The following is a 14,501-nucleotide window of genomic DNA, read 5'->3' on the forward strand; positions in this document are numbered from 1 at the left end:
CTTGATAATTCTAAAGAGGGGGTGTCTCCTCTTTTTTTTATAAATACTAGTTGTGGCGAATGTTAAAAATAGGGGGTGATTAAAAAAAAGAATCAAAAAAAGTATTTATAATACAAAAAACAGGGGGGGGTGTAAAGAAAAAATAATAAATTTGCACATCGAACCCCTAATAATTTTACACTATGCCCCAGCTACGTTTTCGAGCCGTTGAGGAGGCCCTCCGGCGACCCATTAAAGATTTTGAGGTTTCTACAAGTAAAATCTCTGAAATTTTTGCGATTAATGTATTTAGTCGCGATAAGATGCAGCGTTACCTATCGCATGAAGCCTTTGAGAGTGTAATTTCGGCTATCGACGAGGGCCGGCGTATCGACAGGAAGATTGCAGCGCAGGTGGCTGCTGGAATGAAAGCTTGGGCAATGGAACAAGGTGCAACACACTACACCCACTGGTTTCATCCGCTCAACGGGGCTACAGCCGAGAAGCATGATGCGTTTTTCTCTTTTGGCCGTAATGGCGAAGCCATAGAACGTTTTAGTGGCGATTTGCTGGTACAACAAGAGCCCGATGCATCGAGTTTCCCTAGCGGTGGTATTCGTAACACTTTCGAGGCGCGTGGCTATAGCGCATGGGATCCGTCGTCACCTGCATTCATTATGGATCATACCCTTTGTATTCCCACAGTTTTTGTATCCTACACTGGCGAAGCGCTCGATTTTAAAACGCCACACCTAAAATCGCTGAATGCGCTGGATAAGGCAGCCACCGCAGTTTGTAACTTTTTCGATAAGGATGTAAAGAAGGTTTTCTCAACGTTAGGGTGGGAGCAGGAGTACTTTTTGGTTGATGAGGCATTGTTTAACGCCCGTCCCGATTTGGTTTTAACAGGTCGTACCATTATGGGGCATGCAGCCGCGAAGGATCAGCAGCTCGAGGATCATTACTTTGGATCGATTCCCGAGCGGGTTAGCGCTTTTATGCGACATCTGGAAATTGAGTGTTACAAACTTGGTATTCCGGTTAAAACTAGGCACAATGAGGTTGCTCCAAACCAGTTTGAACTAGCGCCTATATTCGAGGAGGCGAACTTGGCGGTTGATCATAACCAGCTGCTCATGTCGTTAATGGATAAGCTGGCCCGTAGGCATGGCTTCCGTGTGCTCTTCCATGAAAAACCATTTAAGGATGTTAATGGTTCGGGTAAGCATTGTAACTGGTCGCTACTTACCGATACTGGTGTGAATTTGCTATCACCTGGCGGAACGCCAAAGAACAACCTACAGTTTCTAACTTTTTTAGTGAATACCATTAAAGCGGTATACGATCACTCTGCACTGTTGCTGGGTAGCATTGCCAGTGAGCCCAATACCCATAGGCTTGGAGCAAACGAGGCTCCACCAGCCATCATGTCGGTTTTTATTGGCAAAACGTTAAGCCAAGTGCTCGACGATCTGGAGGAAAAAGTACACGAGAACAAAATGACTCCCGATGAGAAAACGGAGCTTAAGCTCGATATCATTGGAAAGATACCCGAAATATTGCTCGATAATACCGACCGGAACCGCACATCGCCCTTTGCCTTCACAGGCAATCGTTTTGAGTTTAGAGCAGTAGGCTCATCGGCTAGCTGCGCCTCGCCAATGATTGTGCTGTCAACAGCACTTGCAGACCAACTCACCCTGTTTAAGGCCGATGTTGATGAACTTATTGCCAGTGGAGTGAAGAAGGATGAGGCAATTTTCCAGTGCATCCGGAAGGTGATAATCGCATCTAAGCCGGTTAGGTTCGAGGGGAATGGTTATAGCCTGGAGTGGATTGAGGAGGCAGCAAAGCGGGGCTTGCCCAACATACCAATTGCCCCCGAGGCATTTAAAACCTTTCTTCTGCCATCAACCACAGAACTTTTCACGCGCTACGGAGTGCTTACCCAAAGGGAACTTCACGCCAGATATGAAATACGGAACGAGATATTTGTGAAAAAGGTACAGATTGAGGCACGCGTACTTAGCGATTTGGCCATCAATCATATAGTGCCAACCGTAATTGCTTACCAGAATGTGCTTATCGAGAATGTGAAGGGGATCAAGGAGCTCTTCCCCGACGAGAACGACTACTGTACCCTCGCTGGAACTCAATTGCTATCAATTAGAAAGATTTCTGGCCATATTAAGGAGATTCGTGAGAAGGTGAAGGAGTTGGTTGAGAAGCGTAAGGAGGTGAATCAGGAGGAGAATATAGCCAAGCGGGCCGAACTATACTCGAGCGTTATAAAACCTTACCTCGAGGAGATTCGCTTTCACATAGATAAGCTTGAACTTATTGTAGATAATCAGATGTGGCCATTGCCCAAGTACCGTGAGCTGATGTTTATTCGCTAAGCACTTTTAGGGCGTTTTTGAGTGCGAAATGAGCGGGCAGTTTTTTGCACGCTCATTTTCATTTGTGTAATGGTGCGTAATTTTCGAAATTATGTTTACTTTTACAAGGTTTACTGTTTTGTACGTTTCAAATCGTACAATAAAAAGCTGAAATTATCGTATCAGTTCAATAGAATCGTTAGACCTGAAAAATATCGTACAATGAGGTTTACACTTAAAGCGCTTGTAGTACTATTCATTATAACCTTTAGCCTTGATGGCGTTTCGCAAACTGCACGGATACGACGTGCCGACGCTCTTTTTGAAGCTGGAGGTTTTTTTGAGGCTGTAGAGATTTATCGCCGCGAGTTGGATAAGGTTTCCCGTGAAGATATGGGCTTTTATTTACAGCGAATAGCCGATTGCTATCGATTTGTCGGAAATGCTCGTCAGGCCGAGTTGTGGTATTCAAAAGCAATTATGCGCGATGCGCCTAATCCTAAAGTGTTCTATCACTACGCCGAGATGCTTAAGATGGCCGAGAAATATGATGAGGCCATTGAGCAATACCAAAAGTACAAGGAGCTAGTGCCTAACGATCCTCTGGCCGATGTGGGCATTAAGTCGTGCGAACTCGCTCAGCAGTGGATGGCGTCACCCTCGGGATACGAGGTGGTGAATCTGCGAGCTATTAATAGTCGACAATCCGATTTTAGCCCAACCTATGCATCCGAAGATTATTCCATACTTTTCTTCACCAGCTCCCGCGACAAGGCCACTGGTTCGAGAAAGCATGCTGGAACGGGCGAAAAGTTTACGGATATATTTGTAACACAGCGCGACCGTAGAGGTAACTGGAGCGATCCACGCCCTCTCGATGAGTCAATAAACACTGCTTACGACGAGGGAACCCCCTCGCTAACAGCCGATCTCAATAAGTTGTACTTCACCCGTTGCAGAACTAGTCGCCGTAATAAGCTAGGGTGCGAAATTTTGGTTAGCGAACGCAGAGAGCAGGGTTGGCTTACTCCCGACCCCATCCCTATTGCTGCCGACAGTATGGTTGTGGCACACCCCTCAATATCCGACGATGAGCTAACCTTGTATTTTGTTAGCAACATCCCTGGTGGTTATGGTGGAAACGATATCTGGAAGGTTACTCGCACATCATCATCCGACAACTGGGGCGAGCCTGTTAATTTAGGCCCCGAAATCAACACAAAGGGTAACGAGATGTTTCCCTACATCCATAGCGATGGAACGTTATACTTCTCATCCGATGGCCATCCTGGGATGGGTGGGCTTGATATTTTTAGAGCTACCCCAAGCAACGGCAACGGTTGGGAGGTTGAAAATATGCGTTACCCAATTAACTCTCCCTCCGACGATTTCGGTATTATATTCGAGCGCGAACGCGAGGCGGGTTACTTCTCATCACGACGAAGAGATGTTGGTGCACGTGGAGGTGACAATATATTTCTTTTCTATCTGCCTGAAATTAACTTCAACATGATTGGTCGTATTCGCGACGATAAGTCGGGTAGGCCACTGGCCAATGCCAACGTGCAGCTGGTGGGTAGCGATGGAATTATTGCAAACGTAAGAACCGAGGATAATGGTTCGTTCCGCTTCATGCTTAACCCCAACACCGATTATGTGCTTATCGCATCGCGCGAAGGCTACCTAAACGGCAAGGGCCGTGAGACCACCCGCGGATTAACCGAAAGCAAGGAGTTCGACGTGGATATCGAATTAACATCAACGGCACGACCAATTGAGCTGCCCAATATCTTTTACGATTTCGATCGTTGGGAACTTCGTCCCGAATCTATGGCTGCACTCGATAGGCTTATCGAGGTGCTGAACGATAACCCAACCATTGTGATTGAGCTGGGCGCTCATACCGATAGCCGTGGATCGTTAGATTACAACTACGACCTATCGCAGAAAAGAGCTCAGTCCGTTGTTAACTACCTAATAGAACGTGGCGTGCCAACGGAACGCTTGCGTGCTAAGGGGTATGCCCAGTCGCAGCCCAAGGTGGTCGACGAGCAGCTTGCACAGCAGTACCCATTCCTGCAGGTTGGGGCTAAGCTTAACCAGCAATACATCGATAAACTCTCGAATGAAGAGCAGCAGGAAACCGTTTACCAAATTAACCGTAGAACAGAGTTCAGGGTGCTAAGTACAGATTTTAAGGCGGACTAATACGGTAAAAATTAGGATTATGGGTTTTGTTAAACTGCTTATTACCACGGTTCTTACCTTGGCTTTGTCGTCGGGTTTTGCCCAAAAGATATTCCAAGCCGAGTCCGCAGCTAAAGCTAGCATAAAGGTTTACCCCGTGATGGAGCCCGACAATGCCGACCTCTGGGTTTGCTTTGTTTGGGACGAGTCGGAGGTAGTACGAACTGGCCTGTGGATGGATATGCAGTTTGACCATGAGGCCGATGTTATAATCTTTTTTGTTGACGAGGAGAAGGACGCCGACCTTAAGATTTGGCTTGTTGATACCCCCGAAGAGGCTCGGTGGCTAAACCAAGGCAAACGGAATCTGTTATCCATAAAAACTAAACCACCCAAGTAGTAAAAAGCCTTTAGAATTTATTAACCATGTCCGACAATTATAGGTATTTCCAGCGTGGAGTTTCTGCATCCAAAGAGGATGTTCACAAAGCGATTGATCATTTGGATAAGGGGCTTTTTCCCAAAGCCTTTTGCAAAATTGTTCCCGATATACTTACCGGAAGCGCCGATCACTGTGTTGTTATGCATGCCGATGGAGCAGGTACAAAATCATCACTTGCGTATATGTACTGGCGCGAAACGGGCGATCTTTCGGTTTGGAGAGGTATAGCACAGGATGCCATAGTTATGAATATTGACGATTTGCTGTGCGTTGGGGCAACCGACAATATATTGCTATCATCCACCATTGGTAGAAACAAGAATTTAATACCCGGCGAGGTTATTGCCGAGATTATTCAGGGTACAGAAGATTTTTGCCAGCAGATGCGAGACCAAGGCGTAAACATTCAGCTTACTGGAGGAGAAACTGCCGATGTGGGCGATTTGGTACGTACCGTAATAGTCGACTCAACCGTAACTGCACGTATGCGCCGCTCGGATGTAATAGATAACTCTAACATACGCGATGGCGACGTTATTATTGGGCTAACCTCATACGGGCAGGCTTCCTATGAGAATGAGTATAACGGTGGTATGGGCAGCAACGGACTTACCTCTGCACGGCATGATGTATTCGAAAAATATTTAGCCGAGAAGTACCCCGAGAGTTTCGACTCAGCCGTCGATAGCAGCCTGGTTTACTCAGGTTCTTACCGACTAACCGATGCTATTGCCAATTTGGGTGTCGATGCAGGGAAACTGGTGCTTAGCCCCACTCGTACCTATGCTCCAATTATAAAGGAGGTGCTCGATAACTACAGGCCAGTTATACATGGTATGGTTCACTGCTCAGGTGGTGCGCAAACCAAGGTTATGAATTTTGTTGATAGTATGTTTGTAGTTAAGGATAACCTGTTCCCTGTTCCTCCGCTTTTCGACATCATTCAGAAGGAGTCGCAAACCCCTTGGCAGGAGATGTACAAGGTGTTTAATATGGGGCATCGATACGAGATTTACGTTTTCCCCGAGTATGCCGACGATATTATAGCCATAGCTAAGGAGTATGGAGTAGATGCAATGATTATTGGTTCATGCCACAAGCGCGAAAAGGGAAACAAGCTAGTTGTGAAAAGCGATAAAGGCGATTTTGAGTATTAGCAATGTGAAATACAGCTAAATATAAACAGTAATAAGGGAAACGGTTGTTTCCCTTTTTCATTTGGCTCGTGTTGTCAAAGTGCCTGTAAACAATCAATTTCCAACTTTGTTACTATAAGAGCATAAGCCAAAATCCATTATTTATCACAAGGATAAGGTATATGCTATAGGTCATAATCGTTATGAAAATTGGCCATTTTTTCCTATTATTACAGCACGAAACATTTTAAATTAATCAAAATAAAAACTATGGACCACATTAAGAAGTACGTTGAAGAGAACAAGGATCGATTCCTCGATGAGCTTTTTGGGTTGCTTCGCATCCCTTCAATCAGCTCTATTGCCGACCATAAACCCGATATGCAGAAATGTGCCGAGTACTGGCGCGATCAGATTCTGAGCGCAGGTGCCGATAAGGCTGAGGTGTTCCCCACCGATGGTCACCCCGTGGTATATGGCGAAAAGATAATCGACCCCAAGGCGCCAACTGTTCTGGTTTATGCTCACTACGATGTGATGCCTGTTGACCCCATCGAACTGTGGAATACCAAGCCCTTTGAGCCAGTAGTGAAGGATGGCAAAATTTGGGCTCGCGGTGCCGATGATGATAAAGGCCAAGGCTTTATGCATGCCAAGGCATTCGAGTTGATGCTAAAAACCAACACATTGCCCTGTAACGTTAAGTTTATGATTGAGGGTGAAGAAGAGGTTGGCTCGCCAAACCTTGGCAAATGGCTAGAGCAGAACAAGGAAATGCTAAAGTCCGACGTTATTCTTGTGTCCGACACATCGTTGCTTGGAAAGGATGAGCCATCGATTACAACTGGTCTTCGTGGGCTGTCGTATGTTGAGGTTGAGGTAACTGGTCCCAATAAAGACCTGCACTCAGGACTATTTGGCGGTGCCGTTGCCAATCCAATCAATATATTGAATAAGCTTATTGCTTCGCTGCACGACGAGAACAACCATATTACCATCCCTGGGTTTTACGATGATGTGATGGAGGTTTCTGCCGAGGAGCGTGGCGAAATGGGCAAAGCACCATTTAGCGAGGATAACTACAAAAAGGCGCTTGATATTGATGAGGTATGGGGTGAGAAGGGATTCACAACCCTTGAGCGTGTTGGTATTCGTCCTACCCTCGATGTGAATGGAATTTGGGGCGGTTACATTGGCGAAGGAGCCAAAACAGTTCTTCCATCAAAGGCGTATGCAAAGATATCTATGCGCTTAGTTCCAAATCAGGATCACAACAAGATAGCTGAACTATTTAAAAAGCATTTCGAGGCAATAGCACCTCCTTACGTAAAGGTTAAGGTTAGCTATCTGCATGGAGGCCAAGGATACGTGTCGCCCACCGATAGCCCAGCATACAAGGCAGCTAGCAAAGCTATGGAAGATACCTTTGGCAAGAAGCCAATACCTTACCGTAGCGGTGGAAGTATTCCTATCATTAGCACTTTTGAGGAAATACTTGGTACCAAATCAATCCTTATTGGTTTTGGACTGGAGTCGGATGCAATTCACTCGCCCAACGAGAACTACCCATTGGAGCAATTCTACAAAGGGATTGAAACCATACCGTTGTTCTACAAGTATTTTTCCGAAATGGCAAAGTAGAACACTCCCGTTTTTGAGTAAAACATATTCCCAGCCAAATTTTTGGCTGGGATATTTTTTTAGTATCTGTGGAAATATTGATAGCATTTTGCTAACTTGCATGCATAATAATCCTACTTACCATGAAACCAATAAGCATCTTTACCTACCTGTATCTTGCCATTCTTTTAGTGTTTTTTTATGGGTGTGCTGGTGGTGATAGTCAGCAGGTGAAAGAGGAGCGAGAGGCAGCAAAGCAGGAGATTGCAGAAGAAGCCGTTAAGGCTTGGATGATTAAGTCCAACGACTATCCGCATTACAAGCCTGTGGTTTTTGGCGACTTAACCCCACGCTATGAAAAGTCGACCCGAACACTGCAGCTCTCCATCGAGATAGCCAATGAGGAGGCAATTCGGAATACAGCCGATAACAAGCATAAGCTCGATAGCCTTAAGGCCGAAATTGCTAAGTACAAGAGTGATATGCTGGGGTACCTGTTACCCCATAAGTTTCAGGAGCAAAATATGGCGGGCGAGATAATTAATCGCGAACTGCTATTCTTTCTCGACACAAGCCTGAGAGTAGCCTCGGCATTGCCCCCTGAGTCGTTCGACTATATCCTCGACGAAAAGGTTTTTTTTAGGCCAGATAAGGATTTTGAGTAGGCGTTGCTAGAATAGCGCTTCGAATATCTTTTGTTGCATCTCAATGGAGAGTAATGCTCCGCTGAGGTGCTTTTTTACGTCTTCCTCCTTGTGGTTGCATCCCTTAAGGCTACTCTCAAGGGTCTCCTTTTCGAATGAGCTAAAGTCATTAGCTGTAACCTCAACTTTTGAAATTATACCCTTTTGCACCTCTACTGAAACAGCGAGGATCTTACCTTTTATTGTTATGCTTCGTGAAAAGCTATAGCTGGGCGAATAGCCAAAATTCCATTGCCAAGTGTTGTACTTCTGGTGTACTAAATCATTAATTGCCTCAATGTCTTTGTGGGAAAGTGTGTGAAGAGTTAGGTTGCTATACATCTTTTGCATTTGCTCTATGATGTGATTCCTGAACCGTTTGAGCGTAAAGCCGGGTGGTAGATGTTCGCTTAGGTTTGTGGTTTTGGCCCTTACCGATTTTACGGCTTTGTCGGAGTACAAATCGTTGCTAATGTATAGCAGCTGGGCTAGAGTATCCATATTGGTCGAGAAGAGTAGCGTTCCATGATGCATCACCCGGTTTTTGAATACATGCTCCGCATTCCCCGAGATTTTTTTACCGCCCACGTTAAGGCTATTGTGCCCTTCGAAACGAGCATCTACCCCAAGCTCATTAAGCAGTTCAATTATTGGTTTAGTATACCCCCTGAAATCTACTAAATTCCCGTCGAGGCTGTTCTTAATAAACGTGAAGTTCAGGTTGCCCGTGTCATGGTATACTGCTCCTCCGCCCGAAAGCCTACGGACAATTTTCACTTTTGTGTTCTTCGCGAGTTTGTAGTTAACCTCGGCAAAGGTATTCTGGTGCTTGCCTACAATTACCGATGGCTCATTAACGTAAAGCATAAATATATCATCGGAGTAATTTTTCAGAAGATACTCTTCGGTGGCAATATTAAAGTAGGGGTCATACCCTTCTTGGTTTATAAGTAGCATTGTCCGTCTCCTTTTTACAATCCAAATTTATATAAAAAGAAACATTAGTGTCCGACTAAGTATTTTGTAAAATGATAATAATGCGATAGATTTCTCGCTTCGCTCGAAATGACAGGCTGTTACGCTGTCAGGGGTGAGGGGGTGAAGGCGGCGTAGCCGCCTTCACCCCCTCACCCCTTATACCTCTTGAAAGTACTGTCATTTCGAGCGAAGCGAGAAATCTATATTTATTAGTCGGTCAGTAGTGAAAAAGAAAAAGCCACCCAAAGCAGGATGGCTCTTCCGTAGGAAACAAATATTGTTACTTAAGGTTGTGTTTCTTCACAAAATCCTCAAGAACACCCTTTAGGTCGGGCTTGCCAATCTCGGACAGATCGTAGAATACGCGCGCAGTTGGCTTTTTAATATTAACGATGCGCGAAAGGTCGATAGGTGTGCCAATAATTACTGTGTCGCAATCGGTATTGTTAATGGTCGCCTCAAGGTCTTTTAGCTGCTGTTCGCCATAGCCCATTGCAGGAAGAATATTCCCAATGTTTGGGTAAATCTCATAGGTTTCTTTTAGCTTACCAACAAGGTAGGGCCTGGCGTCAATTTCTTCGCTGCAGCCAAACTTGCGAGCCGCAACGGTACCTGCCCCAATCTTCATGTTGCCATGGGTTAGGGTTGGGCCATCCTCAACAATTAGGCAGCGCTTACCTTTAATAAGTTCGGGTTTGTCAACCGAAATTGGCGATGCGCCATCAACAACAATTGCGTTGGGGTTGCGGCTGGCAATATTTTCGCGAACAGTTTGAATCCCCTCAGGACTGGCTGAGTCCATCTTGTTAATTACAACAACATCGGCCAAACGAAGGTTTACTTCACCAGGGTAGTAGCTAATCTCGTTACCTGCTCGGTGTGGGTCGGCTACGGTAATGGTTAGGTCGGGCTTATAGAATGCGAAGTCGTTATTTCCGCCATCCCAAAGAATAACATCACAACCTGATGGATCTTTTTCTGCTTCGCGAAGAATCGCTTCGTAGTCAACGCCGGCGTATATAACGTTTCCGCGAACTACGTGTGGTTCGTATTCTTCCATCTCCTCAATAGTACACTTATGCTTGGCTAGGTCTTCAACCACAGCGTAACGCTGTACCTTTTGTGCAACTAAATCGCCATAGGGCATTGGGTGGCGAACGGCAACAACCTTAAGTCCCATATCCATTAGATGTTCAATCACTCTCCGTGAGGTTTGCGATTTTCCGCATCCTGTGCGGGTTGCCACAACTGCAATTACTGGTTTGGTGCTTTTTACCATGGTCTCACTGGGACCTAAAAGTAAAAAATTAGCTCCAGCAGCGTTAACTGTGGAGCTAATTCTCATAACGTGAGCATAGTTAACATCACTGTAGGAGAATACACAGTCGTGTACATGTTTCTCTTTAATAATGGTTACGAGTTCTTCCTCGGCTACAATGGGAATTCCGGTGGGGTAAAGAGCTCCGGCAAGCTCAGCGGGATATTTTCTACCATCAATGTCGGGGATTTGTGCAGCAGTAAATGCTACCACGTTGTACTGCTCGTTATCGCGGAAGAAGGTGTTGAAGTTGTGGAAATCTCTTCCGGCTGCACCGATAATAACTACATTTCGTTTGTTCATAAAACTTTTAGATTTAATTGGTTAAATACTCTGTGATACTGGGTGTAAAATGGTGCGCTAAATACGCCCAACAAAATTAGAAGTTTATAGTTCCGACGAAAGTTCTATCAAAAAAAAATTAAAGAAGCAAGTTTTTTAAGGGCATTTTCACCTTCTAATTGCTTGTTTTTACGAATGTTATAAAGCATATGTTAAGAAACATATAAATGTTATCGTGCCCACATAGACAGGGTATTATGTTTTTTGATTCATTAATTCGGTCGTTTTGCTGTGTTGGGATGGGTTTTAGCATTTGCTTTGATCTGAAAAAAGTGTATGGAGGGCTAGTTTGAGGGGCGTGTGTCACATTATGTTGCCCAATTTTGCTACTTTTGCACAAAATCAGTATAGCTATGGAGAAGAAGATGAGGCTGCATACCGATAGCCTTGTGAAAAGATATAAGTCGCGAACAGTGGTGAAAGGTGCTTCGGTTGAGGTTAGCCAAGGTGAAATTGTGGGATTGCTTGGCCCAAACGGCGCAGGCAAAACCACCACCTTTTATATGATTGTGGGACTGGTGACGCCCAACGATGGAAGGATTTTTCTTGACGATATTGAAATTACCAAGGAGCCTGTTTATCGGCGCGCCCAGCGTGGGATTGGGTACCTGGCCCAAGAGGCATCCGTGTTTCGTAACCTTAGCGTAGAGGATAACCTGAAGGCCGTTTTGGAGATGACCTCCTTCACCAAGGAGTATCAGCGCGAAAAGGTTGAATCTCTGCTCGATGAATTTGGTCTGCAGAAGATTAGAAAAAGTATGGGTATACAGCTAAGTGGGGGTGAGCGGAGGCGTACCGAGATAGCTCGTGCATTGGCTCTTGAGCCCAAATTTATCCTGCTCGACGAGCCTTTTGCTGGAGTTGACCCAATTGCAGTTGAGGATATACAAACCATTGTGGCCAAGCTTAAGGATAAAAATATTGGTATATTAATTACCGACCATAATGTGCATGAAACCCTAACCATAACCGATAGGGCGTATTTGCTTTTTGAGGGCGATATCCTCAAGGCTGGTACAGCAGAGGAACTAGCCGAGGATCCAGAGGTTCGCAAGGTTTACCTTGGTCAAAATTTTGAGCTCAGACGATAGTTCTCAACTTGAATAGATAAATCAGTTACTTTATAACATCAACTCCATGAAAATTTCATCAAATTTTGATAGCGGTAATATCGAAATAGTTAGCATCGAGAAGCATGATAACATTAGGCTAAGGATTAGAACGGATTCCTATGCCGATACCTTTCAGTGGTTCTACTTCCGTGTGCATGGTGCCGAAGGTTTTCCCTGTAAATTTCATGTAGATAATGCTGCACAGGCTAGCTACCCCGAGGGATGGCCAGGATACAATGTGTACGCTTCGTACGATAGGGTTATCTGGTTTTGCGTGCCTACTACCTACGCCAATGGTGTGCTTTCCTTTGAGCACACCCCCATTGAGAACTCCGTGTTCTTTGCATACTCAACCCCTTATACCTACGATCAACACCTCGATATGGTAAGCGCAGCACAGCTCTCGCCTCTTTGCGTATTAGAACTACTTGGCGAAACGGTTGAGGGACGCGATATCGACCTGCTTGTGGTTGGCGAACCAGACGAGAGCAAACGTAAGATTTGGATAGTTGCCCGACAGCATCCAGGTGAGCCGCAATCGGAATGGTTCATGCAAGGGCTAATTGAAAGGCTTATAGATGAGAGCGATCCCGTATCGCGAACACTACTATCCAAGGCCGTTTTTTACCTTGTCCCCAGCATGAATATTGATGGTGCGTTTGCCGGAAACCTTCGGGTTAATGCTGCTGGAAAGAATCTTAATCGCGAGTGGGCAAAGCCCGATGCCGAGCTTTGTCCCGAGGTGTACTATGTGAGAAAGAAAATGGAAGAGGTTGGCGTAGATATGTTTCTCGATATTCATGCCGACGAGGGCTTGCCCTACTGCTTTGCCTCTGGTATTGAGGGTATCCCATCGTACGATGAGCGACTCAGATGGCTCCAGGAGAATTTCCTTGCCAAATGGGTAGAGTATAGCCCCGATTTTCAGACCGAGCAGGGATATCCTAAGAACGAGCCGGGCAAGGCTAACCTTAGTATTGGGTCAAAGTTTGTAGGCGAGCATTTCAAGTGTATGTCCATGACCATCGAGATGCCCTTTAAGGATAATGCTAACCTACCCGATAGAAATTTTGGGTGGTCATCCGATCGTGCCATGAGGCTTGGCGAGAGCGTGCTGGGCCCAATAAATTTCGTTATCGATAACTTACGCTAGACTAATAAACAGATCAAATGGAGTCGAAAGCCCTAAAACCAGTCGTGTTGAGCATTTTTATCGCTCTTATGTTATCATGCGGAAGTACCAAAAAAGTTACTTCATGGCAACCACCAGCCGACCAGTATGCGTTTGTTGAGTATTACACCATTTACCAGGGGCAAGCGCTCGAGGGCGATCCCCCTCCCGGCATGAGAATTGATGGCCCAACGTATACCTTCGATAGGGCATCAGGAGAACTAACATCATACAAGGAAGTGAACTTCAACCTCGATACAGTATCTTTTATCCTTGGTGCAGGTGTTGTTCGGCGGGGTACTGAGGGAGGTGGTATGTCAAGCAGAATTATTGGTGCGGGTAAACTACCGCTCAAGCAGGGGCGGGTTAGCTTCGAATCAATAGCGCAGGAATCTATTACTTTTACATTTAACGATGAAAAGTTTGCACTAGGGGTTGGTGAGGTTTGGGAGCAAAGCTTCGAAACGGTTGATACAATCCCAGCCCTAAAGGGCAATGCAGTTGTGCTTCGTAAGATAAGCCATCAGGTAAACTTTCATGGATTTTACAGCAAGGAGACAGTTGGGTTGCCCTAATGCTAAAGTACCATTAACCTACTCGTTTATTGCCCTTATGGTATCGGCAAGGTTGTTAACGTCTAAATCGTTAATTCCAACGGTTATTTTAGCCTTTTCGTAGTATTTCTTCCTTTCGTCTAGCACCCTTATGATGTAGTTGTTCAGTTCATCCTTGCTCTTGCCCCACAGTAGGGGTCTTTCGGTTTTCGACTCGATAAGCCTTGCTAGCAATTCTTCCACCTCAGCCCTTAGGTAAACGGTTATCCCAGTTTTATTCATAAAGTCTACACAGTTGTAAAAGCATGAGGTGCCTCCACCCGAGGCAATAACTATGTTGCCTTCCATTGCGGCCACATCTCGTAGGGCTTTGTTTTCTATCTCCCTAAACTTTTCCTCTCCGAGTAGCTCAAAAATAGCTTTTATGGATTGGCCCTCCTGCTTCTCGATAAACTGATCGAGGTCGATGAACCTGTAGCTAAGAACCTTTGCTAGTTCCTCGCCAATGGTGGTTTTGCCACTGGCCATAAATCCAATTAGGAAAACTTTCATACGGTTGAACGGTTTAAGGTTTTATGGTGTATTGGATTGTACTTTGCTG

12 protein-coding genes are annotated in these 14,501 nt (G+C 45.3%); 9 read left to right on the forward strand and 3 right to left on the reverse strand.

Annotated elements, in window-relative coordinates:
- Window positions 1-182: 182 nt before the first annotated feature.
- The 6 genes from G8O23_RS07005 (at window position 183) to G8O23_RS07030 (ending at window position 8,407) form a co-directional block, all read left to right on the forward strand.
- Window positions 183-2,378, forward strand: coding sequence for a glutamine synthetase III family protein (locus G8O23_RS07005; protein ID WP_166363166.1), 2,196 nt, complete (start codon window positions 183-185; stop codon window positions 2,376-2,378).
- Between the two features lie 201 nt (window positions 2,379-2,579).
- Window positions 2,580-4,565: a PorE family type IX secretion system protein gene (gene porE / locus G8O23_RS07010; protein ID WP_166363168.1), complete on the forward strand. Its 1,986-nt coding sequence runs from the start codon at window positions 2,580-2,582 to the stop codon at window positions 4,563-4,565.
- Between the two features lie 19 nt (window positions 4,566-4,584).
- On the forward strand, window positions 4,585-4,944 hold the full coding sequence (locus G8O23_RS07015) for a DUF6150 family protein (protein WP_166363170.1): 360 nt from the start codon (window positions 4,585-4,587) through the stop codon (window positions 4,942-4,944).
- A 26-nt stretch (window positions 4,945-4,970) separates the two neighbouring features.
- Complete coding sequence (locus G8O23_RS07020) at window positions 4,971-6,143, forward strand: AIR synthase related protein (protein WP_166363172.1); 1,173 nt, start codon at window positions 4,971-4,973, stop codon at window positions 6,141-6,143.
- Window positions 6,144-6,392: 249 nt separating this feature from the next.
- The gene (locus G8O23_RS07025) at window positions 6,393-7,763 is read left to right on the forward strand and encodes a dipeptidase (RefSeq protein ID WP_166363174.1); all 1,371 of its coding nucleotides are present in this window, start codon (window positions 6,393-6,395) and stop codon (window positions 7,761-7,763) included.
- A gap of 122 nt (window positions 7,764-7,885) precedes the next feature.
- Window positions 7,886-8,407, forward strand: a complete 522-nt coding sequence (locus G8O23_RS07030) for a hypothetical protein (RefSeq protein WP_166363176.1) — start codon at window positions 7,886-7,888, stop codon at window positions 8,405-8,407.
- Window positions 8,408-8,413: 6 nt separating this feature from the next.
- Here the strand turns inward: G8O23_RS07030 and G8O23_RS07035 are convergent, their stop codons facing one another.
- Complete coding sequence (locus G8O23_RS07035; RefSeq protein WP_166363178.1) at window positions 8,414-9,382, reverse strand: lipoate--protein ligase; 969 nt, start codon at window positions 9,380-9,382, stop codon at window positions 8,414-8,416.
- 301 nt (window positions 9,383-9,683) lie between these two features.
- Window positions 9,684-11,024, reverse strand: coding sequence for a cyclic 2,3-diphosphoglycerate synthase (locus G8O23_RS07040; protein ID WP_166363180.1), 1,341 nt, complete (start codon window positions 11,022-11,024; stop codon window positions 9,684-9,686).
- A 404-nt stretch (window positions 11,025-11,428) separates the two neighbouring features.
- On the opposite strand from G8O23_RS07040, the gene lptB reads away from it, so the two are divergent.
- The 3 genes from lptB to G8O23_RS07055 are packed head-to-tail and all read left to right on the forward strand — an operon-like array spanning window position 11,429 to window position 13,921.
- Entirely contained in the window at window positions 11,429-12,154 is a 726-nt protein-coding gene (gene lptB / locus G8O23_RS07045) for an LPS export ABC transporter ATP-binding protein (RefSeq protein ID WP_166363238.1), read from the forward strand.
- A gap of 46 nt (window positions 12,155-12,200) precedes the next feature.
- Window positions 12,201-13,328, forward strand: a complete 1,128-nt coding sequence (locus tag G8O23_RS07050; RefSeq protein ID WP_166363182.1) for a M14 family metallopeptidase — start codon at window positions 12,201-12,203, stop codon at window positions 13,326-13,328.
- 17 nt (window positions 13,329-13,345) lie between these two features.
- Complete coding sequence (locus tag G8O23_RS07055) at window positions 13,346-13,921, forward strand: hypothetical protein (RefSeq protein WP_166363184.1); 576 nt, start codon at window positions 13,346-13,348, stop codon at window positions 13,919-13,921.
- 18 nt (window positions 13,922-13,939) lie between these two features.
- On the opposite strand, the gene G8O23_RS07060 is transcribed toward G8O23_RS07055, so the two are convergent.
- Complete coding sequence (locus G8O23_RS07060) at window positions 13,940-14,452, reverse strand: shikimate kinase (protein WP_166363186.1); 513 nt, start codon at window positions 14,450-14,452, stop codon at window positions 13,940-13,942.
- Window positions 14,453-14,501 lie beyond the last annotated feature (49 nt).

This window comes from Perlabentimonas gracilis (assembly GCF_011174675.1).
Classification (GTDB): Bacteria; Bacteroidota; Bacteroidia; order Bacteroidales; family Tenuifilaceae; genus Perlabentimonas; species Perlabentimonas gracilis.